This window comes from Thalassolituus marinus, assembly GCF_020320395.1.
Taxonomy (GTDB): domain Bacteria; phylum Pseudomonadota; class Gammaproteobacteria; order Pseudomonadales; family Oceanobacteraceae; genus Venatoribacter; species Venatoribacter marinus.
In genome coordinates this window covers 57,864-78,945 of sequence record NZ_JAEDAH010000042.1, presented here as the reverse complement: position 1 = coordinate 78,945, position 21,082 = coordinate 57,864, and the positions used below count along the sequence as shown (strand labels likewise).

At 52.9% G+C, this 21,082-nt stretch carries 19 protein-coding genes; 14 read left to right on the top strand and 5 right to left on the bottom strand.

Translation table 11 applies throughout. The features are described from left to right. Position 1 precedes the first annotated feature (1 nt). The 14 genes from mraY to mutT all read left to right on the top strand — a co-directional run bounded on the left by mraY (position 2) and on the right by mutT (position 16,764). Positions 2-1,084, top strand: coding sequence for a phospho-N-acetylmuramoyl-pentapeptide-transferase (gene mraY / locus I9W95_RS08415; RefSeq protein WP_225673803.1), 1,083 nt, complete (start codon positions 2-4; stop codon positions 1,082-1,084). 15 nt (positions 1,085-1,099) lie between these two features. Continuing rightward, on the top strand, positions 1,100-2,434 hold the full coding sequence (murD, locus tag I9W95_RS08410) for a UDP-N-acetylmuramoyl-L-alanine--D-glutamate ligase (protein WP_225673801.1): 1,335 nt from the start codon (positions 1,100-1,102) through the stop codon (positions 2,432-2,434). Next, positions 2,431-3,591, top strand: coding sequence for a putative lipid II flippase FtsW (ftsW, locus tag I9W95_RS08405; RefSeq protein ID WP_225673799.1), 1,161 nt, complete (start codon positions 2,431-2,433; stop codon positions 3,589-3,591). Before murD ends, ftsW begins: the two co-directional genes overlap by 4 nt. Further along, entirely contained in the window at positions 3,575-4,663 is a 1,089-nt protein-coding gene (gene murG / locus I9W95_RS08400) for an undecaprenyldiphospho-muramoylpentapeptide beta-N-acetylglucosaminyltransferase (RefSeq protein ID WP_225673797.1), read from the top strand. The genes ftsW and murG overlap by 17 nt, the downstream gene beginning before the upstream one ends. A gap of 28 nt (positions 4,664-4,691) precedes the next feature. Further along, positions 4,692-6,101, top strand: a complete 1,410-nt coding sequence (gene murC / locus I9W95_RS08395) for a UDP-N-acetylmuramate--L-alanine ligase (RefSeq protein WP_225673907.1) — start codon at positions 4,692-4,694, stop codon at positions 6,099-6,101. Continuing rightward, positions 6,098-7,024: a D-alanine--D-alanine ligase gene (locus I9W95_RS08390; protein ID WP_225673795.1), complete on the top strand. Its 927-nt coding sequence runs from the start codon at positions 6,098-6,100 to the stop codon at positions 7,022-7,024. The genes murC and I9W95_RS08390 overlap by 4 nt, the downstream gene beginning before the upstream one ends. Then, on the top strand, positions 7,017-7,778 hold the full coding sequence (locus I9W95_RS08385) for a cell division protein FtsQ/DivIB (protein WP_225673793.1): 762 nt from the start codon (positions 7,017-7,019) through the stop codon (positions 7,776-7,778). Before I9W95_RS08390 ends, I9W95_RS08385 begins: the two co-directional genes overlap by 8 nt. Beyond that, entirely contained in the window at positions 7,778-9,013 is a 1,236-nt protein-coding gene (gene ftsA, locus I9W95_RS08380) for a cell division protein FtsA (protein WP_225673791.1), read from the top strand. Before I9W95_RS08385 ends, ftsA begins: the two co-directional genes overlap by 1 nt. Positions 9,014-9,073: 60 nt before the next feature. Beyond that, positions 9,074-10,231: a cell division protein FtsZ gene (gene ftsZ / locus I9W95_RS08375; protein ID WP_225673905.1), complete on the top strand. Its 1,158-nt coding sequence runs from the start codon at positions 9,074-9,076 to the stop codon at positions 10,229-10,231. A gap of 94 nt (positions 10,232-10,325) precedes the next feature. Next, positions 10,326-11,234: a UDP-3-O-acyl-N-acetylglucosamine deacetylase gene (gene lpxC, locus I9W95_RS08370; protein ID WP_225673789.1), complete on the top strand. Its 909-nt coding sequence runs from the start codon at positions 10,326-10,328 to the stop codon at positions 11,232-11,234. A gap of 129 nt (positions 11,235-11,363) precedes the next feature. Next, positions 11,364-12,290, top strand: a complete 927-nt coding sequence (locus I9W95_RS08365) for a M23 family metallopeptidase (RefSeq protein WP_225673787.1) — start codon at positions 11,364-11,366, stop codon at positions 12,288-12,290. Positions 12,291-12,388: 98 nt separating this feature from the next. Then, the gene (gene secA, locus I9W95_RS08360; RefSeq protein ID WP_225673785.1) at positions 12,389-15,121 is read left to right on the top strand and encodes a preprotein translocase subunit SecA; all 2,733 of its coding nucleotides are present in this window, start codon (positions 12,389-12,391) and stop codon (positions 15,119-15,121) included. Positions 15,122-15,136: 15 nt separating this feature from the next. Next, the gene (argJ, locus tag I9W95_RS08355) at positions 15,137-16,354 is read left to right on the top strand and encodes a bifunctional glutamate N-acetyltransferase/amino-acid acetyltransferase ArgJ (protein WP_225673783.1); all 1,218 of its coding nucleotides are present in this window, start codon (positions 15,137-15,139) and stop codon (positions 16,352-16,354) included. Beyond that, positions 16,354-16,764, top strand: a complete 411-nt coding sequence (gene mutT / locus I9W95_RS08350) for an 8-oxo-dGTP diphosphatase MutT (RefSeq protein ID WP_225673781.1) — start codon at positions 16,354-16,356, stop codon at positions 16,762-16,764. The genes argJ and mutT overlap by 1 nt, the downstream gene beginning before the upstream one ends. A 3-nt stretch (positions 16,765-16,767) precedes the next feature. On the opposite strand, the gene I9W95_RS08345 is transcribed toward mutT, so the two are convergent. Genes I9W95_RS08345 through I9W95_RS08325 form a run of 5 tightly spaced genes read right to left on the bottom strand, consistent with a single transcriptional unit; the run spans position 16,768 to position 21,074 of the window. Beyond that, a complete protein-coding gene (locus tag I9W95_RS08345; protein WP_225673780.1) occupies positions 16,768-17,133 on the bottom strand; it encodes a DUF6164 family protein in 366 nt (121 codons plus the stop codon). Position 17,134: 1 nt separating this feature from the next. Then, positions 17,135-18,652 (bottom strand): apolipoprotein N-acyltransferase, encoded by a 1,518-nt coding sequence (gene lnt / locus I9W95_RS08340; protein ID WP_225673778.1) that lies wholly within the window; start codon positions 18,650-18,652, stop codon positions 17,135-17,137. Positions 18,653-18,688: 36 nt separating this feature from the next. Continuing rightward, positions 18,689-19,522: an HlyC/CorC family transporter gene (locus I9W95_RS08335; RefSeq protein WP_225673776.1), complete on the bottom strand. Its 834-nt coding sequence runs from the start codon at positions 19,520-19,522 to the stop codon at positions 18,689-18,691. Continuing rightward, positions 19,519-19,998, bottom strand: a complete 480-nt coding sequence (ybeY, locus tag I9W95_RS08330) for an rRNA maturation RNase YbeY (protein ID WP_225673774.1) — start codon at positions 19,996-19,998, stop codon at positions 19,519-19,521. Before ybeY ends, I9W95_RS08335 begins: the two co-directional genes overlap by 4 nt. After that, a complete protein-coding gene (locus I9W95_RS08325; protein WP_225673772.1) occupies positions 19,995-21,074 on the bottom strand; it encodes a PhoH family protein in 1,080 nt (359 codons plus the stop codon). The genes ybeY and I9W95_RS08325 overlap by 4 nt, the downstream gene beginning before the upstream one ends. Positions 21,075-21,082 lie beyond the last annotated feature (8 nt).

Here is a 21,082-nt window from a genome sequence, read left to right as displayed (position 1 = left end):
CATGCTGCTTTGGCTGGGAGATTGGTTATCACAGTTTCATTCGGGCTTTGGTGTCGTTAATTACCTGACACTGCGAGCCATCTTGTCTGTGATCACCGCGCTGCTTGTGGCTCTGATGCTCGGGCCTTTTGTGATCCGTAAACTGCGTGAATATCAGATTGGTCAGGCAATCCGGGAAGTCGGCCCTAAGTCACATTTAAGCAAAGCAGGCACGCCGACGATGGGTGGTGTGCTGATTCTGGTGTCTATCGCGTTAAGCACTTTGCTGTGGGGTAACCTGGAAAATCGTTTTGTCTGGGTGGTACTGCTGGTTACGCTGTTTTTTGGCGCTATTGGCTGGGTGGATGACTACCGTAAGGTGGTGGAGAAAAACTCCCGTGGTTTACCGGGGCGATGGAAATATTTCTGGCAGTCGGTATTCGCCCTGATTGTTGGTGCTTATCTGTTCTATAGCGCTCAGAGTCCGGCAGAAACGCAGCTGGTTGTTCCTTTCTTCAAAGAATTCATGCCGCAGCTTGGGCTGATGTTTGTGCTGCTGACATATTTCGTCATCGTTGGCTCCAGTAATGCCGTTAACCTGACTGATGGTCTGGACGGCTTGGCGATTATGCCGACTGTGATGGTGGGTGCTGCACTGGGTGTGTGTGCATACCTGGCGGGCAACGTGAATTTCGCCAATTACCTGCACATCCCTTATGTACCGGGCGCCGGTGAACTGGTGGTGTTCTGTGCTGCTATCGTCGGTGCTGGTATCGGTTTCCTTTGGTTTAACACCTATCCGGCTCAGGTATTTATGGGCGATGTCGGCTCCCTGGCGCTGGGCGCAGCGCTGGGTGTGGTCGCTGTCATCGTACGCCAGGAAATCGTGCTGTTCATTATGGGCGGTATTTTTGTTGCCGAAACCGTATCGGTCATTCTGCAGGTAGCGTCATTTAAATTAACCGGAAAGCGTATTTTCCGTATGGCGCCACTGCATCATCACTTCGAACTGAAGGGCTGGCCGGAGCCTCGGGTGATTGTACGTTTCTGGATTATTACCATTGTGCTGGTGCTGGTCGGTCTGGCCACGCTGAAAATTCGCTGATAACGGAAAACACTGATGAGCGCCAAGGGTTCAAACAACAAATGCATGGTAGTCGGTCTGGGCATGACCGGGCTGTCGACTGCGCGCTATCTGGCGCGTAGCGGCCGTGCATTTGATCTGTGTGATACCCGTGAAACACTGCCTGCGCTGGCTGAATTGCAGCGGGAGTTTCCGGAAGCGCAAATCATTACCGGTGCCCTGAACGGTGAACTGCTGAGCCAGTACGATGAACTGATAGTCAGTCCGGGTATTGCCCTGGCAGAGCCAGCGATCCAGCAGGCGATTGCTGCAGGTGTTGCCGTAGCAGGTGATATTCAGCTGTTCGCTCGCCAGTGCCAGAAACCCATTATTGCCATTACTGGCTCCAATGGTAAAAGCACGGTGACCACACTGGTCGGCGAGTTGCTGCAGGCGGCAGGTATGGCAGTGGGTGTTGGTGGCAATATTGGTGTCCCGGCACTGGATCTTGGTGAGGCCGATATTTATGTGCTGGAGCTGTCGAGTTTTCAGCTTGAGACAACCACCGACCTGAGTGCCGAAGTTGCGGTTATTCTGAATCTGAGCGAAGACCATATGGATCGTTATACAGGTATGGATGATTACCTGCAGGCGAAACAGCGCATTTTTCAGGGTGCGCGCCACGCGGTACTGAATCGTGATGATGCCGCAACGCAGCCAGTAGGTTGTGAGGCCGAAATTTCGTTTGGCGTTGCCGTTCCGGCTGCCAATGAGTTCGGTTTAATCCGCAAAGACGGCGAAAGCTGGATTTCGTTCGGTGAGCAGGCAGTCATTGCGGCATCCGATCTGAAAATTAAAGGTCAGCACAATCTGGCCAACGTCATGGCTTCGTTGGCACTGGTTCAGCTGGTTGGTGTTGATATTGAGAAAGTCCTGCCGGCATTAAAAGATTTTGCTGGTCTCGATCACCGCTGTCAGTGGCTGGGTGAACATGAGCAGGTCTCTTTCTATAACGATTCAAAAGGCACCAATGTTGGCTCAACGCTGGCGGCTATTAACGGTCTGGGGCCGGAAGTTAACGGTAAAATCTGGCTGCTCGCGGGTGGCGAAGGTAAAGGTCAGGATTTTTCACCGTTAGCAGAGCCTTGCGGAGAATACTGCGCGGAAGTTCTGACTTATGGTGCTGATGCCATGATTATCGCCAATGCGGTATCCGGGGATGTTGCTGTTTCACAGCAGGACACCATGAAAGAAGCTTTTGATCGTGCTCTGTCACTGGCCGAAGAAGGCGATGTGATTCTGTTATCGCCAGCCTGTGCAAGCTTTGATCAGTTTAAAAATTACGTTGAGCGCGGAGAGTATTTCCGCTCTTTAGTGGAGGAGGTGCTGTGAGCAACTTTATCCACAGAATCGACTGGCAGAATCAGCAAACGCTTTTCTGGCCATGGCTGGTGCTGATGATACTTGGCTGGCTGATGGTGACTTCGGCTTCTACCGGCATCGCAGAATACTACACCGGCAATGCAGCGTATTTTTCTATACGTCACGGCGTTTATCTGGTGCTGGGTGTCGCGGTTATGTACCTGTTTAGTCAGATTCCACTGGAAGCCTGGGCAAAAGTGGATGTGGTGTTCCTGCTGGCATCTGTGGTGGGGCTGGTTCTGGTGTTTGTGCCGGGTATTGGCCATGAAGTGAACGGCAGTCAGCGCTGGCTGAATTTCGGCATTATTAAAGTTCAGGCGTCTGAATTGGCCAAGCTGGCAGCGGTATTTTATGTATCCGGCTATTTAGTTCGTCGCCGGGAAGAAGTACAGAGTCAGTGGTCGGGCTTTATTAAGCCGCTGGCCATTCTCGCCGGTATTGTTTTGTTGCTGCTGCTGGAACCTGACTTTGGTGCCGTGGTTGTACTGATGGGGGCGGTACTTATTCAGCTGTTCCTGGGTGGGGTAAAAGCCGGTCAGTTTTTCCTGCTGCTGATCGCAACCCTCGCTTTGAGCGTGGTGGTGCTGACTTCAGAAAGCTATCGCGTAGAACGACTGATGGCGTATCTCGATCCGTGGGCACCTGAGCATGTTTACGGCACAGGGTATCAGTTAACACAGTCGCTGATTGCTTTCGGCCGCGGCGACTGGTTCGGTGTTGGTCTGGGTGAGAGTGTACAGAAACTGTTTTACCTGCCAGAAGCGCACACCGATTTTGTATTCGCTATCTGGGCGGAAGAAACCGGTCTGATTGGTGGTGCTTTCGCTGTTATGGCTCTGGTGACTGTGATTGGCCTTATCTGGCAGGTCGGCTGGAAAGCTCAGCAGGTTGGCAATATGTATGGCGCTTATATCGCTATTGGTATTGCTTCTCTGCTCGGTTTGCAGGCGGTCATTAATATTGGTGTGAACACTGGCTTACTGCCAACCAAAGGATTGACCCTGCCATTTTATTCTTACGGTGGCAGTAGTTTGCTGATTTGCTGCGTGATGATTGGTGTGGTGATGCGCATTGCTTATGAATCTGCACAGATGACTGTGGGAGGTGACGATGAGCAAAGTGAATAAAACCGTACTGATGATGGCTGGCGGTACCGGTGGACATGTATTTCCGGCGCTGGCTGTAGCGCGTGAATTACAACAGGAAGGCTATGCCATTGAATGGCTGGGCACGGCTGCCGGAATAGAAAAAGATCTGGTGCCGGCTAACGGAATTACCCTGAACACCATCAGTATTCAGGGGTTGCGTGGTAAAGGAAAACTGGGTCTGTTGAAAGCACCAGTGCGGGTACTGCGTGCGGTGTTTCAGGCTCGTGCTGTGATGAAAAAAGTACAGCCGGTTGCCGTGCTGGGTTTTGGTGGTTATGCCACAGGTCCTGGTGGTGTAGCGGCAAAACTGTGCGGAATTCCTCTGCTGGTGCATGAGCAGAATGCCCGCGCCGGTATGACCAATCGCTTGCTGACACGCTTTGCGGATTGCGTGATGCAGGCATTCCCGGATGCTCTGGCCGGCGCCTTAACTCTGGGTAATCCGGTGCGCCGCGAAGTGGTCGAAACTGCAGAGCCACAGCAGCGTTATCAGCAACGCATCGATGATAATCAGCCATTACATGTACTGGTTATCGGCGGTTCGCAGGGTGCGGTAGCAATTAACAATGTGATGATCGCTGCAATGAATGCGCTGAAAACTGACGAGCGTCCAGTGCTGCGTCACCAGGCCGGTAAACGCAATATCGAAGAGGTTTCTGCAGCTTATCGTCAGGCTGATATTCAGGCAGAAGCCAGTGCATTTATTGACGATATGGCAGCAGCGTATGAGTGGGCAGATTTGCTGATTTGCCGCGCGGGTGCCCTGACCGTTTCTGAAGTCGCAGCGGCAGGCACTGCAGCCGTATTTATTCCGCTGCCATCGGCGGTGGATGATCATCAGACGGCGAATGCACGCTACCTGACTGATCAGGAAGCCGGCATTTTATGTCCGCAAAATGAATTTAATGCCGATTGGCTGGCGTCATTAATCCGTCAGCTGAACGGCGATCGCAACAGATTAAAAGGTATGGCCATGCGCGCGCGCAAACTGGCCATGACCGGCGCGGCTGAAAAAGTCGCAGAACAGGTAAAGAGGTTGGCCCGTGGCTGAACAGAAATTACGTCATCTGATTCCGGAAATGCGCCGCATCCGCTGCATCCACTTTGTGGGTATAGGCGGTGCCGGTATGTGTGGCATTGCCGAAGTGCTACTGAATCAGGGCTATCAGATTTCAGGTTCCGACCTGAAACAATCCAATGTGACTGAGCGTCTGGTAGCGCTGGGTGCGAAGGTTTATATCGGTCATCAGGAAAGCAATATTGCGGAAGCGGATGTGCTGGTGGTTTCCACCGCGATTGACGAATCCAATCCGGAAATTAAATCGGCGCTGGAAAATCGTATTCCTGTCGTGCGCCGGGCAGAAATGCTGGCTGAGCTGATGCGCTTCCGCCATGGTATTGCGGTAGCGGGTACTCACGGTAAAACCACGACCACCAGTATGGTGACATCGGTACTGGCAGAGGGTGAACTGGATCCAACATTTGTCATCGGTGGCAAGCTCAACAGTGCTGGTACTAATGCACGTCTGGGTGACAGCCGTTACCTGGTTGCTGAAGCCGATGAAAGTGATGCCTCCTTCCTGCATTTACAGCCAATGGTATCGATCGTAACCAATATCGATGCTGACCATATGAGTACTTATGGTGGCGACTTTGAAGTTCTGAAAAATACCTTTGTCGACTTCCTGCACAACTTGCCGTTTTACGGTCTGGCCGTGGTTTGTATCGATGATGATACCGTGCGCGAATTGCTGCCGCGTATCAGTCGCCAGACGATTACTTATGGTTTTTCTGACGATGCTGATTACCGAGCGACGAACCTGAGTCAGCAGGGTTTGTTTAGTCATTTCACCGTTCATCGCCCGGGTGGCCGTTGTGATCTGGATATTACGCTGCGCATGCCAGGCAAACACAATGTGCTGAATGCGCTGGCTACCATTGCCGTTGCCGATGACGAAGGTGTCAGTGACGCCGCGATTGTGACCGCGCTGGAAAAATTCGCCGGAGTTGGTCGCCGTTTTACCGTGTGTGGTGAATTCGAATGTGGCAATGGTGATGTCATGCTGGTCGATGATTACGGTCATCACCCGCGTGAACTGGAAGTTACCCTGGATGCTATTCGCAAAGGTTTCCCGGAACGTCGTCTGGTGATGGTATTCCAGCCGCATCGTTACACCCGAACCCGTGACTTGTATGAAGATTTTGTACGCGTGTTGTCCGGTGCCGATGTACTGATCCTGATGGATGTTTATCCCGCTGGTGAAAAACCGATTGCTGGTGCGGATGGTCGCGCATTATGTGGCAGCATTCGTCAGCGCGGTGCGGTAGACCCGATCTTTATTGAACGAGATGAGTCGCTTGAGCAACCGTTAAAAGGTGTGCTGCAGGCAGGTGATCTGCTGTTGACTCAGGGGGCTGGTGACATTGGTTCACTGGCAGTCGAACTGACCCGCGACTTGCCACAATGGCTGAAGGAGCTTAACGCATGAGTGCCGCAGATCTGGGCCGCGTAGCTGTATTGATGGGCGGAAATTCTGCCGAACGTGAAGTGTCTTTGCGCAGTGGTGCTGCGGTAACGGCAGCATTGCAATCGGTGGGTGCTGATGTGGTGGCCATCGATATTCAGGGGCATGCCATTCATCAGTTAACCAACGAAAATTTTGATCTGGCTTTTATTGCCATGCACGGTCGTGGCGGTGAAGACGGAACAATTCAGGGTGTGCTTGAGTGGCTGAACAAACCTTACACCGGTAGCGGTGTTATGGCATCGGCACTGGCCATGGATAAATGGCGCACCAAGCTGATCTGGCAGGCAGCGGGATTACCAACGCCGAAAGCTTTTTTGCTGGATAGCAGCAGCGACTGGAAACAGGTTATTGCTGAACTGAACTGCGATGCCATTGTTAAGCCGGCACGCGAAGGTTCAAGTATCGGTATGCGTAAAGTTCATGATGCAGCAGAACTGCAGGCTAGTTATGAATTTGCGTCAGGCTACGACGCGCTGGTGCTGGCGGAGCAGTGGATTCAGGGTGGTGAATTTACCGTTGCGATTGTTGACGGTGAAGCATTGCCGCCTATTCAGCTGAAAACCACGCATGCGTTTTACGATTACGAAGCGAAATATCAGGCCAACGATACCCAGTATCTGCTGCCCTGCGGCCTGGATGTAGAAAAAGAAGCGGAACTTAAAGCACTGGCAAAACGTGCTTTCGATGTTCTTGGTTGTCAGGGCTGGGCGCGTATCGACGTGATGCAGCACAGCGATGGTAGTTTCTGGTTGCTCGAAGCGAATACTGCACCAGGTATGACTGATCATTCTCTGGTACCAATGGCGGCGCGTGCAGCAGGCATTGAATTTCCGCAGCTGGTTGTAAAGTTGCTGGCTGAAGCGAAAGGGCGCGTCAGTGAGTAATAAGCGGGAAACACCACGTGGAGCAACGCTTCGTGTGGAAAAGGAACCAAGGCAGTGGAATATCACACTGCCATCCATTGCCTGGCAATGGTTGCTGATTCCTGTTGTTGCGGTCGCTGTTTTCTGGAGTGGGCGAGAAGCTTACCAGAGCTGGCCAATTGAACAGATTGAAGTGTCGGGACGACTGTCGGCGTGGCAGGCAGATGACCTGGCAGAAAATATCAGTTGGGTTAAAGGCGAGAGTTTTTTCTCGCTTGATATGAAAAAGGTATACAGCAGTCTGGCGGGTTTACCGCTGGTACATCAGGTAACGGTACGCAAGCGCTGGCCTGATACGGTGGAAGTTAAGATCACTGAAGACGTGCCAATGGCACTGTGGAATGACAACCAGTTGCTCAGCGTCAGTGGTCGTATCAGTGAGATACCGACAGGGCTGAATACTGATGGACTGACGCGCATCGAAGGGCAGCAGATTAATGCCGATAGCGCGATGCGTTACTTTCGCCGGATTCAGCAGAATCTGACGGAGCGGGAACTGAAAATTGAGCGGCTGTCGGTGGATGCTGTCGGCGCGGTCGAGGTTCGGTTAAGCAATGGCTGGCTGGTTAAGTTTGGCCGCCAGTATTTTGAAGAGCGTCTGCACCGGCTTGAACGGTTGCTGGCGAAGCTGCCGCAGGAAAAAGTGCGCAGTCTGGATTTACGTTATGGCAAAGGGGCTGCTATTGCATGGCGGTCCGAACAGGAGATGGGGTGATGAGTCAGGTGCAACAAAAGAACATGCTGGTTGGCCTGGATATTGGTACGTCCAAAATTGTCTCGATCGTTGGCGAAGTCGACGAAGACGGCAATATTGAAGTTGTTGGTCTGGGATCTCATCCAAGCCGCGGTCTGAAAAAAGGTGTGGTCGTAAATATTGAATCCACCGTTCAGTCCATTAAGCGAGCTGTGGAGGAAGCCGAACTGATGGCGGGTTGTACCATCCACTCAGTGTATGCAGGGATTGCAGGCAGTCATATTCACTCGATGAATTCGCACGGCATTGTTGCCGTGCGTGATCGCGAAGTGACCGCTACCGATATTGAACGTGTAATTGATGCGGCCCAGGCTGTGGCAATTCCACAGGACCAACGCATTCTGCATGTGCTGCCACAGGAATACGTTGTAGATAACCAGGAAGGCATTAAAGAACCGGTAGGAATGTCCGGGGTTCGACTGGAAGCTAAAGTGCATCTGGTTACCGGAGCGGTTAATGCAGCTCAGAATATTGAGCGTTGTGTACAGCGCTGCGGATTGCAGACTGACGCCATTATTCTGGAACAGCTGGCCTCCAGTTATGCGGTATTAACCGATGACGAACGGGAACTGGGTGTATGTATGGTCGATATTGGTGGTGGCACCACGGATATCGCTATTTTTACCGAAGGAGCTATTCGTCATACAGCGGTAATTCCGATTGCTGGCGATCAGGTGACCAATGATATTGCGATGGCGTTACGTACGCCGACGCAGCATGCTGAAAAAATTAAGATCAAGTATGCCTGTGCTCTGACGCAGCTTGCCCGTGCCGATGAAACGATCAAGGTTCCGAGTGTCGGCGAACGCCCGCCGCGGGATCTTTCCCGTCAGGCATTGGCGGAAGTGGTTGAGCCTCGTTATGACGAACTCTTTACTCTGATTCAGGCAGAACTTCGTCGCAGCGGTTTTGAGGATATGGTCGCTGCCGGCATCGTTCTTACCGGTGGTACGGCAAAAATGGAAGGGGTCGTTGAACTGGCCGAAGAGATATTCCATATGCCGGTCAGGTTGGCCAAACCTTATGGGGTTTCCGGTCTGACTGACGTCATAAATAACCCGATTTATTCCACCGCTGTCGGTCTTTTGTTGTATGCGGTACGACAGCAGCAGAATAAAGCGAAAAATAGTCCGGTTGATGAGCTCGAAAACAACGTTTTCGGTCGCATAAAAGATTGGATTAAAGGCAACTTTTAATATTAAATAACAGCAGCGCGCGGCTAAGGAGATAATGTTATGTCTCAGAGAGATGGAGATATGTTCGAACTGGCAGATGATTTACAACAATCCGCAATAATTAAAGTTGTGGGTGTCGGTGGTGGTGGCGGTAATGCCGTCCAGCATATGGTGGAAAATCACATCGAAGGTGTTGATTTCATCTGTGCTAATACCGATTCACAGGCGCTGCGTAATGTCAGCTCCCGATCAATTATTCAACTGGGTTCAGGCCTGACTAAGGGGCTGGGTGCTGGTGCCAATCCGGAAGTCGGCCGTCAGGCTGCTCTGGAAGATCGTGAGCGCATCGCAGAATCGCTGAAAGGTGCCGATATGGTATTCATCACTGCCGGTATGGGTGGTGGTACGGGTACCGGTGGCGCGCCAGTCGTTGCAGAAGTGGCCAAGGAAATGGGCATTCTGACTGTTGCTGTGGTTACTAAACCATTCCCGTTCGAAGGCAAGAAGCGTATGACTGCCGCCGACCAGGGTCTTAAGCAGCTGGCAGAGAATGTTGACTCTCTGATCACGATTCCAAACGAGAAGCTTCTGTCTGTACTGGGCAAGAACACCTCTCTGCTGGATGCATTTAAAGCAGCGAACAACGTATTACAGGGTGCCGTTCAGGGTATCGCTGATCTGATCACCCGTCCGGGTATGATCAACGTCGACTTTGCGGACGTCCGTACTGTGATGTCTGAAATGGGTCAGGCGATGATGGGTACTGGTGTTGCCAGTGGTGAAAACCGTGCTCGCGAAGCAGCGGAAGCAGCGATTGGCAGTCCTCTGCTGGAAGATGTCGATCTGCGTGGTGCTCGCGGTATTCTGGTTAACGTCACTGCCGGTTTTGATCTGTCACTGGGTGAATTCAGTGAAGTCGGTGCTGTTGTTGAAGAGTTTGCCTCTGAAAACGCCACTGTTGTGGTTGGCACGGTGATTGATCCGGAACTGTCTGATGAACTGCGTGTAACTGTTGTTGCAACGGGACTGGGTCGTCAGGACGTTGTTGAGGAACCAAAGCCAACGAAAGTTGTCGATAACACCGTTCGTAAGGCAGATGGCACGCCAGACTACAGTCAGCTGGATCGTCCAACGGTAAGTCGTCAGTCCGGTAGCGCCGCGAAGCAGATCGATGTCGCAGACCGTCCTGATATGGACTACCTGGATATCCCGGCTTTCCTGCGTCGTCAGGCAGACTAAGGAATGTGTACTAGCACATTCCTTTGATGCTGCTATAATGCCGGCTTGGTTAATTTTTGTATGAAATTTGCTCAACAATGGCAGGATTGTTCAGATGATTCCACAACGTACGCTTAAAAATACAATCCGGGCAACAGGGGTAGGCCTTCACTCTGGTGAAAAGGTATACCTGACCCTGAAGCCTGCTCCGGTGAATTCGGGCATTGTATTCCGCCGTACGGACCTCGAGCCAGTGGTCGATATCCCGGCGAATGCTGTCGCCGTGGGAGAAACGACCCTGTCTACGACGCTGGTTAAAGACCATGCGAAGGTGGATACCGTCGAACATTTGCTGTCTGCCATGGCAGGTCTGGGTATCGACAATGCGATTGTTGAACTCAGCGCTCAGGAAGTTCCTATTATGGATGGTAGCTCCGGCCCATTCGTATTCCTGCTGCAATCTGCTGGTATTGTTGAACAGGAAGCGCCTAAGCGTTTCATCCGTATCAAACGTAAGGTTGAAGTACGCGAAGGCGACAAGATCGCTTCGTTTGTACCTTATGAGGGCTTCAAGGTCAGCTTTGAAATTGATTTTGATCACCCTGTGTTTAAACAGAGCATCCAGAAAGCCAGTCTGGACTTTTCATCTACCTCCTATGTGAAGGAAGTGAGCCGTGCGCGCACATTCGGTTTCACAAAAGATCTGGAGTATATGCGCTCCAAGAATCTTGCACTGGGCGGTAGTGTCAAGAATGCCATCGTTGTTGATGATTACCGTGTTCTTAATGAAGACGGTCTGCGTTACGATGACGAGTTTGTTAAACACAAGATTCTGGATGCGGTAGGTGACCTGTATCTGCTCGGTCACAGCCTGATTGGTGAGTACATTGGTTACAAATCCGGTCACGGCCTGAACAACAAGTTGCTGCGAGAGCTGCTGGCTCAGGAAGATGCCTGGGAATTCGTTGAATTCGCTGAAGAAAGCGCACCGATTTCCTATATGCGTCCAGCCGCAGCCGGTTAACTTATTGATACAGTATTCCGTTTGAGTATCTTCAATCAAAGGCCATAATTGAGTTATGGCCTTTGTTTTGTCGGGCCTCCAGAGAGGAAACGGCCGGGTGGCAACCGGGCAGGAAGTAAATAGCTGACTATGAATATCATTATTGTAGGTCGACGACATGGTGAATCCCGCACGTACACGCTGAGTTCTTCGGCGCGTACGATGATGTTCGGATTCCTGTTCGCATTGCCTTTTGCGATGGGTGCGGCTGGCTATTGGCTGGCGGAACGTCTCGCAGATGAAGGTGTACTCGACCTCAATGCTGCCAAGGCGTGGGAACACGACCTTAATATGCAGAAGCAGGAGCTTCAGCAGATTCGCAAGCAGACTGATCAGGAGCTCGAAGCTCTGACGCTGCGTCTGGCCGAACTTCAGGCCAAGTTACTCCGTCTTGATGCCCTTGGTGAGCGTCTGGTGGATGTATCCGATCTTAATTCCGAAGAATTCGATTTCGCTATGCAGCCCGCCGTTGGTGGTCCGGGCACGCTGGGCGAAGCCTATCAGGTGCCGGAAATCAGCGAAGTGCTGGATGAACTGGCGGAACGTATCGACAGCCGTGAACAGCAGCTGGAAGTGCTTGATGACCTGATGTCAGCGAATAAGCTGAGTTCTGATACCTTTGTTGCTGGCCGTCCGATTACCCGTGGCTGGATGTCATCACGCTATGGTAAGCGTACAGATCCATTTACTGGCCGTCTGGCCTGGCACGCGGGCGTCGATTTCGCCGGCAAGATGGGTGCTGATATTGTCGCTGTGGCGTCCGGCGTGGTGACCTGGTCTGGGCCGCGCTATGGCTACGGTAATCTGGTTGAGATCAACCATGGTAATGGTTACAAAACACGCTATGCACACTGCGAAGAGCTGAAAGTTGCTCTTGGCGATGTGGTGCGAAAAGGCGATATCGTTGCCCTGATGGGTAGCAGCGGCCGTTCTACTGGCCCGCACGTTCACTTCGAAGTGTATAAAAACGGCCGGACAGTCGATCCAGCGGCCTATATTCACCGCAAACCGCGGTAATCTATCTATTCAATACGCTTGTCATCATTCTGGGTTATAAGTAGCCTTTAGCACTTTGGCCCTGCGCCCTATTTTTGTATTCGGATAACGATAAAACCATGATTGGTAACCTCTTTCGCAAGATCTTCGGCAGTAAGAACAGCCGTGAACTGAAGCGCATGGGCAAACTGGTAGCCCGCATCAACGCCCTCGAAGAATCCCTCAAGTCCCTCAGCGACGATGAACTGAAAGCCAAAACGCAGGAATTTCGTCAGCGTCTCTCGCAGGGAGAGAATCTGGATGCCTTATTACCTGAAGCCTTTGCAGTCTGTCGTGAGGCCAGCACCCGTGTCATGGGCATGCGCCACTTCGATGTACAGATGATCGGTGGTATTACGCTGCACGAAGGCCGTATCGCGGAGATGCGTACCGGTGAAGGTAAGACTCTGGTGGGTACGTTGCCTACTTATCTGAATGCATTGACCGGAAAGAGCGTTCACGTGGTTACCGTGAACGACTATCTGGCGCGTCGTGACGCTAACTGGATGCGTCCTTTATACGAATTCCTTGGCCTGTCGGTTGGTGTGGTTGTACCGGGTCAGCAGGGTGAAGAAAAACGCAGCCAGTATCAGTGCGATATCGTATACGGTACCAACAACGAATTTGGCTTCGATTACCTGCGCGACAACATGGCGTTCTCGATGGCCGACAAAGTTCAGCGCGAACTGTACTTTGCGATTGTCGATGAGGTGGACTCTATCCTGATCGACGAAGCGCGTACGCCGCTGATCATCTCCGGACCGGCAGAAGACCGTTCCGAGCTGTACCACGTGATCAATAAACTGGTACCACAGCTGGAGAAGGGCGAAGAAATTGACGGCGGACAGGGTGGTACCACCGGCCACTTTATCGTCGATGAAAAGAGCCGCAGTATCGAACTGACCGAAGAAGGTCATGAGTTTGTCGAAGAGCTGCTGACCAAAGAAGGTATTCTGCAGGAAGGCGAGAGCCTTTACTCAGCCACCAACCTGAGCCTGCTGCACCACGTACATTCTGCGCTGCGTGCTCACGCCGTGTATCAGAAGAACGTTGATTACATTGTGCAGAACGGTCAGATCGTGATTGTTGATGAGCACACTGGTCGTACCATGCCGGGTCGTCGCTGGAGCGAAGGTTTGCACCAGGCCGTAGAAGCCAAAGAAGGTGTGAAGATTCAGGCAGAGAGCCAGACACTGGCGTCGACCACCTTCCAGAACTATTTCCGTCTGTATGAAAAGCTGGGCGGTATGACAGGTACTGCAGATACCGAAGCCTTCGAGTTTATGCAGATCTATAACCTGGATGTTGTGGTTATCCCGACCAACAAACAGATTCGTCGTATCGACTTTAACGATGTGATCTATGCCACTCAGAAAGAGAAATACGACGCGGTCATCGAAGAAATCCGCGAAGTAACTGCGCAACAGCGTCCGGTTCTGGTGGGTACTGCTTCTATTGAAGCATCTGAGTATCTGTCGCAGCAGCTGACCAAAGCCAAAGTCGCGCACAATGTTCTGAACGCCAAGGAAAATGCCCGTGAAGCGCAGGTTATTGCTGAAGCCGGTCGTCCGGGCGCAGTAACCATCGCTACCAACATGGCTGGTCGTGGTACTGACATCATGCTGGGTGGCAACTGGGAATCTGAGGTTGCTGCTCTGGAGAACCCATCGGAGGCGCAGATCGCTGAGATCAAAGCTGCCTGGAAGAAGCGTCACGACGATATTCTTGAAGCCGGTGGTTTGCATATCATTGGTACTGAACGTCATGAATCACGCCGTATTGATAACCAGCTGCGTGGTCGTGCCGGTCGTCAGGGTGACCCGGGCTCAACCCGTTTCTTCCTGTCGCTGGAAGATAACCTGATGCGTATCTTCATGTCGGAGCGTATGCGCGGCATGATGCAGGCACTGGGCATGAAGGACGGCGAATCCATCGAACATCGTATGGTGACTAACGCGGTTGAGAAAGCCCAGCGTAAGGTTGAAGGTCGTAACTTCGATATCCGTAAGCAGCTGCTGGAATACGATGATGTGGCCAATGATCAGCGTCGAGTGGTGTACAACCAGCGTAATGATCTGATGGCGATGGACGACATTTCTGAAGTAATTACCACCATCCGCGCAGACGTCGTGAATGAAGCCATTGATGGTTACATTGCACCACAAAGTCTGGAAGAGCAGTGGGATATTCAGGGTCTTGAAACGCATCTGAAAGCTGAGTTCGATATCGAACTTCCGATTCAGCAGTGGCTCGACAGCGAAGATAAACTGTACGAAGAAACCCTGCGTGAGCGTATTCTGAATGCTGTTCAGCAAGCGTACGAAGATAAGGAACAGCAGGCAGGTCCGCAGGCAATCCGTATGTTTGAGAAGCAGGTTATGCTGCAGATTCTCGACAACCTGTGGAAAGAACACCTGGCGACCATGGATCACCTGCGTCAGGGTATTCACCTGCGTGGCTATGGTCAGAAAAACCCGAAACAGGAATACAAGCGCGAATCCTTTGGCCTGTTCCAGGAGCTGCTGAACAACATTAAGAAAGAAAGTATCCGCGTGCTGTCGCATGTGAAAGTGCGTCAGGAAGAGGACGTACGTGAAATGGAAGAGCAGCGTCGTGCAGCTGCTGAAGCTCAGGCTGAGCGCGCTCAGTACGAGCATGCTGCGGCTGAGTCTATGTCTGGTGAATCAGAAGCACCGGCAGCAGATGAAGAAGCTCAGCCATTTGTGCGTGACGAACGTAAAGTGGGCCGCAATGAGCTTTGTCCATGCGGTTCCGGTAAAAAATACAAGCATTGCCATGGCAAGCTTTCCTGAGGTTTAAAGAACTAAATGGCCGTTAACTTCACTGTTTTCGAAGATTTTAAGCCAGTTGATGGCGTCCGCGTGGGTATCGCTAAGGCACACGTTCGCTATCCGAACCGTGACGATATGGTGATCTTTGAGCTGGCAGCAGGTACAAACGTTGCCGGTGTTTTCACCACCAACGCTTTTTGTGCTGCTCCGGTGCAGATTTCCAAACAGCATCTGGCCGAAGCTAAGCCGGCTTATCTGCTGATTAATACCGGTAATGCCAATGCCGGTACCGGTAAAGCAGGCTATGCCAATGCCGTTGCTTCATGTGACATGCTGGCCAAAGCGACCGGTGTAGAAGCCGCGCAGATTCTGCCATTTTCCACTGGCGTTATCGGTGAGCCTCTGAATATGCCGGCGTTCGAGCGTGGTATCCCGGAAGCGCTTGCGAACCTGTCTGCGGACAACTGGGCTCGTGCCGCGCGTGGCATTATGACCACAGATACGCTGCCTAAGGGTTTTTCCACTCAGTTTGATGTGAACGGCAAAACTGTCACCATTACCGGTATCTCCAAGGGTGCTGGCATGATTATGCCGAATATGGCGACCATGCTGGGCTATATCGCTACCGATGCCGGTGTCGCCGATTCTGTACTGCAGGCCTGGTGTAAAGAACTGGCGGACTGTTCGTTCAACCGCATCACCATCGATGGTGATACGTCTACCAACGATTCCTGCATGCTGATGGCTACTGGCCGCAGCGGTGTGCAGATCGATGATGCCTCTTCTGCAGAAGCACAGCAGGTATTTGCCGAGCTGAAGAATGCTTTCCAGGTTCTGGCGCAGGCCATTATTCGCGACGGCGAGGGTGCAACCAAGTTCGTTACCATCGAAGTTGGTGGTGCGGCAGCGCAGAAAGAGGCGCTGGATGTGGCTTACACCGTGGCTCACTCGCCATTGGTGAAAACGGCAATGTACGCTTCCGATGCTAACTGGGGCCGTATTCTGGCTGCAGTTGGTCGCTCCGGCGTGCAAAACTTCGACCTCGATAAGGTTCAGATTTATCTGGATGATGTGCAGATCGTTGAAGATGGTGGTCGTTGTGCCAGCTATACAGAGGCGGCAGGTGCGGCTATTTTTGCACTGAGCGAATTCCGTGTACGCATTGAGCTCGGTCGCGGTGACGCACGTGAAGAGCTGTGGACCTGTGACCTGTCGCACGATTACGTCAGCATCAATGCGGACTACCGCTCCTGATGAAAAGTGTGCACGTTGCTGTGGCTGTCGTTGTCGTCAATGACAACGACATCCTCATTGCCCGCCGCCCGGATGACAAACATCAGGGCGGTTTGTGGGAGTTTCCCGGTGGCAAAGTCGAAGATGGTGAATCGGTTGCAGCAGCGCTGGTGCGTGAGTTGGACGAGGAAGTCGCGTTGACGGTGAGCGAAGCTCAGATGTCACCACTGATGGAAATCCCCTTCAGTTACCCTGATAAAACCGTACTGCTGGATGTGTACTGGGTTGAACCCGGTATGAATCAGGCCTTACTGGCCCATGGTGCCGAAGGTCAGGAAGTTCGCTGGATAAGCTGGACACGTCTGGACGAATTCAGCTTCCCTGAAGCCAACGCTCCCATCGTAGCAGCCATTCGTGAGCGGCTGAGCTGAGGCTCAGTCAATCATGGTTACAAACGGCCAGATCATAATCCCGATAATGGCACTGATGGCCAGCAATACGGCAATCATGTCGGCGGGCCTTTCCTGAAAGCGTTGCCATAGCGTAGGTACTTCGCCGTTACGCAGACGCTGCTGGTAGTCTTCATTCAACCGTTCGCTGCGCTGCTGCTGGTATTCATCCAACAGCGAGCGTGCCCGTTCATAGTCGTCGTCATTGCGCAGCCAGATAGCAGCAATGGAGATGCGCCAGCGACCAGCATCCGTTTCGTAGTAGTCGATTTCTGCTTCATCAAGCAGGGCGCGAACGTCGTCTGCTTCGTCATCTTCAACCTGATTCAGGCGGAACAGTAGCTTTGCCATATCAGTGTCCTACCCAGGTTGCCGTCAGGCGTCGGCGTTTAAGCAGCAGAGCCAGAACAATCGCCAGGCCGCTCAGTATGTACAGTGGCAGCAGACCCCAGCGCATATATGGCGTCTGGCCTTCACGCATCTGGGCGACACCGGTCAGCGTGCCACGCTGTTCGTAGGGAAGGCGTGCCAGCAGCTGCCCCTTGTGGTCGACCAGAGCGGTAATGCCGGTATTGGTGGCACGCAGCAACCAGCGTCCGGTTTCCAGTGCGCGCATCTGCGCCAGCGCCATATGCTGTTTGGGGCCTAGTGAATCACCAAACCAGGCGTCGTTACTGACGGTCACCAGCATATCGGCTTGTCTGGCCATCTCGCTGACCAGATCCGGGTAGGCAATTTCGTAACAGATGTAAGGGGCGATCAGATACAGCTGTTCCTGGCCATCGGAGTGATGGCCTACTTTCAGCAGTGGCTGATCGGGCTGGCCTTTGAGAAAACTCGACATATCGAGATTAAAGAAAGGCAGCAGCCCCCGAATCCAGTGTTCCAGTGGGACATATTCTCCGAACGGCACCAGACGCTGCTTGTGGTAAATGCCTTCACCATTACCAAACGCCACCACGCTGTTATGGAATTCACCGGCCAGCGGCACACCGCGTGGATAACGGTAGGGAATACCGGTGACGATGGTGGTATTGGTCTGCTGAGCTTCAATGCCGATATCGTCGATATATGGCTGGAACTGATCGAGCAGAATGGTCACCGCGGTTTCAGGCCATAGCACCAGGTCGGCATCCCAGTGCTGCGCGGTCTGCTGATAATAAGCAGTGATGGTCGGACTGATCGACTCACGCAGCCATTTTTCATCCTGAGGAATGTTGCCCTGTACTGCTGCGACTTTCAGTTCGCCTTTGGCGCTGGTCCATTCCAGCTGTTGCAGACCCAGGCCTGCAGGCCAGAGTAACAGCGGCAGCAGCCATACAGGCTGGCGAGCACGCACGGCCATAATCACACTGGTTACGGTCAGCACCAGAATAAAGGAAATGCCATAGCTGCCGATGACGGGTGCCCAGCCAGCAAGCCAACTGCTCAGGTGTGCATCGCCGGCAAACAGCCAGGGGAAGCCGGTCATAAACCAGCTGCGGAACCATTCCTGCAGGAACCAGAATACCGGAATCGTCAGCCAGCTCAGGGTCTGAGCGAGCAGCCGGTAGCGCAGAGCAAACCAGCCTGCCGGAAAGGTGGCAAGAAACGCTGCAAACACGCCGACCATCGGCACTGCCAGCCAGGCAGGCGTGCCACCGTGGTCGTGCATACTGACGTAAATCCAGGAAATGCCTGTGCTGAACTGCCCGAGCCCAAACCACCAGGCACGGCCAAAAGCGGAACGACCACTGCTGGCAGTCATCTGACCGAGACTGAATATAGCAAGACTAAGCAGACCCACAGGCCACCAGAAGAAGGGGGCCAGGGCCATAGGAAAGGCTGCGCCAGCCAGAAGTTGAAGCGCTCGGACAATCCAGGGGTTCATAACGGATCCTTGTGTTGGCTTCGAGCGCTCAGAGCGTCAGGCGGGGGTAACTTCCAGCAGGTTAATCTGACGGCTGGTGCCGTTCACAACTTTGAATATCCACTGTTCAATGCGGATGCTCTCGTTGCATTCGGGTACGCGGCCAAAATGGTGAATAACAATACCGCCAATGGTATCGAAGTCACTGTCGATAAAACGTGCGCCAAAGTGCTCGTTGAAGTCGCCAACCGGGGTTAAGGCTTTAACCATGGTTACGCCGTCTTCAACTTCCTTGATCATGCTGTCTTCTTCGTCGAAATCGTGTTCGTCTTCGATTTCGCCAACAATCTGTTCAAGAACGTCTTCGATGGTAACCAAACCGGCAACACCACCGAATTCATCGACAACAACAGCCATATGGTTGCGTGTCGCGCGGAATTCACGCAGCAGTACGTTCAGGCGCTTACTTTCCGGCACGAAGGTGGTCGGACGCAGGATCTCTTTCAGGCGGAAGTTATCGCGATCTTCGTTGATGATCAGCGGCAGAAGGTCTTTGGCGAGCATAATGCCCAGCACTTCGTCCTGCGCATCGCCCATTACCGGAAAGCGCGAGTGCGCAGATTCGATAATCTGTGGCAGATACTCTTTCAGAGGAGCGTCGACGTTGATGGATACCATCTGTGAGCGCGGAATCATGATGTCCCGCACCTGCATTTCGGAAACCTGCAGGGCACCCTCAAGGATGTTCAGTGTATCGGAATCAACGATGCTGCGTTCGGCAGCTTCACGGAGTATGACTTTGATGTCCTGACGGCTTTGCGGGTCGTCAGAGAACAGGTCGGTGAGTTTATCCAGCCAGCTTTTATGCTGGCCCGATCGGTCTTCGCTCATGGTGTCTCGTCTAAGTAAGGGTCCGGATAACCGAGAGTGGCCAGAATCTGGCGTTCCAGGTCTTCCATTATTTCTGCTTCGTCGTCCTTTATATGGTCGTACCCCAGTAAATGCAAGCAGCCGTGTACAACCATGTGGGCCCAGTGAGCTTCGGCAGTCTTGCCCTGCTCAATGGATTCGTCCTGCACGACCTGTGCGCAGATAATCAGGTCGCCAAGCAATTCGATCGGTACTTCCGGCGGAGCTTCGAACGGAAACGACAGTACGTTGGTTGGTTTGTCCTTGCCGCGGTACTCGTGGTTCAGCTCCTGGCTTTCTTCTTCTGCCACCAGGCGGATGGTCAGTTCCGGCTCACCAAATTCAGTACGCCCCTGCAGCGCAGTGGTTGCCCACAGGGTCAGCTGCTCTTCAGTGGGCAGAAAAGCGGAGAAATCGTCCAGCTCTTCAGCCAGTTGCATATCCAGCATCAGGTTCATGACGCAGCGTCCTCGTCGGCGGCATCGGCCTCTCTGGCTGCCAGAATTGCGGCATTACGCGCAGCGGCAGCCTGTTTCTCTTTGTCGTCAAAGCGGTCGTAGGCATCGACGATGCGTTGTACCAGCGGATGACGCACAACATCGGCATTGTTAAAGCGGGTGATACCAATGCCCGGTACGCCGTCCAGAACTTCCAGACCATGCTTCAGGCCGGAGTATACGCCGCGCGGCAGGTCGACCTGGGTTACGTCACCAGTGATCACGGCCTTGGAGCCGAAGCCGACACGGGTCAGGAACATTTTCATCTGTTCCTTGGTGGTGTTCTGTGATTCGTCGAGGATCACAAAGGAATGGCTCAGGGTACGGCCACGCATATAGGCCAGCGGAGCAATTTCGATCACATTGCGCTCAATCAGACGGCCAACCTGCTCGAAGCCAAGCATCTCGTACAGGGCATCGTACAGTGGACGCAGGTACGGATCGATTTTCTGCGCCAGATCGCCCGGCAGGAAACCCAGCTTTTCACCGGCTTCTACCGCCGGACGTACCAGCAGAATACGTTTCACTTCATCACGCTGCAGGGCTTCTACGGCGGCAGCAACGGCGAGGAAGGTTTTACCAGTACCGGCCGGGCCAACACCAAAGTTGATATCAAACTCACGCACACGCTGCAGATATTCCAGCTGATGCGGACCGCGCGGCTTAACCACGCCCCCCGGTGTTTTGATCGCACGGGCATCGTAGTTGTGCTTTTTACCGCCGGCAGCGTCTTCCGAGCCTTCTTCCTGCAGCAACAGATGGATCAGATCCGGAGTAATCAGTGTGCCGTTACCGGTTTCACGGTACAGGCGCTGAATCAGATTAGCTGCTCTCTGACCCAGCTTAAGGTTACCTTCCACCGTAAATTTGTTGCCGCGGTTGTAGATCGACAGGTCGTAGTGGTCTGCGATCTGCTCAATATGGCTGTCGAAGTGACCACACAGGTTGGCCAGTCGCTGGGCGTCATCCGGCTCCAGTATGAAACTGGAGCTGTGCTGGACGGGTTGTTTGGTGTCGGTAGACTGATTGTCGGTCAAAAACCTGT

Coding starts and splice junctions, on each gene's coding strand:
- ftsZ (WP_225673905.1), top strand. CDS start 9,074: ATGTTCGAACTGGCAGATGATTTACAACAATCCGCAATAATTAAAGTT.
- I9W95_RS08345 (WP_225673780.1), bottom strand. CDS start 17,133: ATGGCAAAGCTACTGTTCCGCCTGAATCAGGTTGAAGATGACGAAGCA.
- mraY (WP_225673803.1), top strand. CDS start 2: ATGCTGCTTTGGCTGGGAGATTGGTTATCACAGTTTCATTCGGGCTTT.
- secA (WP_225673785.1), top strand. CDS start 12,389: ATGATTGGTAACCTCTTTCGCAAGATCTTCGGCAGTAAGAACAGCCGT.
- lpxC (WP_225673789.1), top strand. CDS start 10,326: ATGATTCCACAACGTACGCTTAAAAATACAATCCGGGCAACAGGGGTA.
- I9W95_RS08365 (WP_225673787.1), top strand. CDS start 11,364: ATGAATATCATTATTGTAGGTCGACGACATGGTGAATCCCGCACGTAC.
- murD (WP_225673801.1), top strand. CDS start 1,100: ATGAGCGCCAAGGGTTCAAACAACAAATGCATGGTAGTCGGTCTGGGC.
- mutT (WP_225673781.1), top strand. CDS start 16,354: ATGAAAAGTGTGCACGTTGCTGTGGCTGTCGTTGTCGTCAATGACAAC.
- argJ (WP_225673783.1), top strand. CDS start 15,137: ATGGCCGTTAACTTCACTGTTTTCGAAGATTTTAAGCCAGTTGATGGC.
- I9W95_RS08390 (WP_225673795.1), top strand. CDS start 6,098: ATGAGTGCCGCAGATCTGGGCCGCGTAGCTGTATTGATGGGCGGAAAT.
- ftsA (WP_225673791.1), top strand. CDS start 7,778: ATGAGTCAGGTGCAACAAAAGAACATGCTGGTTGGCCTGGATATTGGT.
- I9W95_RS08335 (WP_225673776.1), bottom strand. CDS start 19,522: ATGAGCGAAGACCGATCGGGCCAGCATAAAAGCTGGCTGGATAAACTC.
- ybeY (WP_225673774.1), bottom strand. CDS start 19,998: ATGAACCTGATGCTGGATATGCAACTGGCTGAAGAGCTGGACGATTTC.
- lnt (WP_225673778.1), bottom strand. CDS start 18,652: ATGAACCCCTGGATTGTCCGAGCGCTTCAACTTCTGGCTGGCGCAGCC.
- murG (WP_225673797.1), top strand. CDS start 3,575: ATGAGCAAAGTGAATAAAACCGTACTGATGATGGCTGGCGGTACCGGT.
- murC (WP_225673907.1), top strand. CDS start 4,692: ATGCGCCGCATCCGCTGCATCCACTTTGTGGGTATAGGCGGTGCCGGT.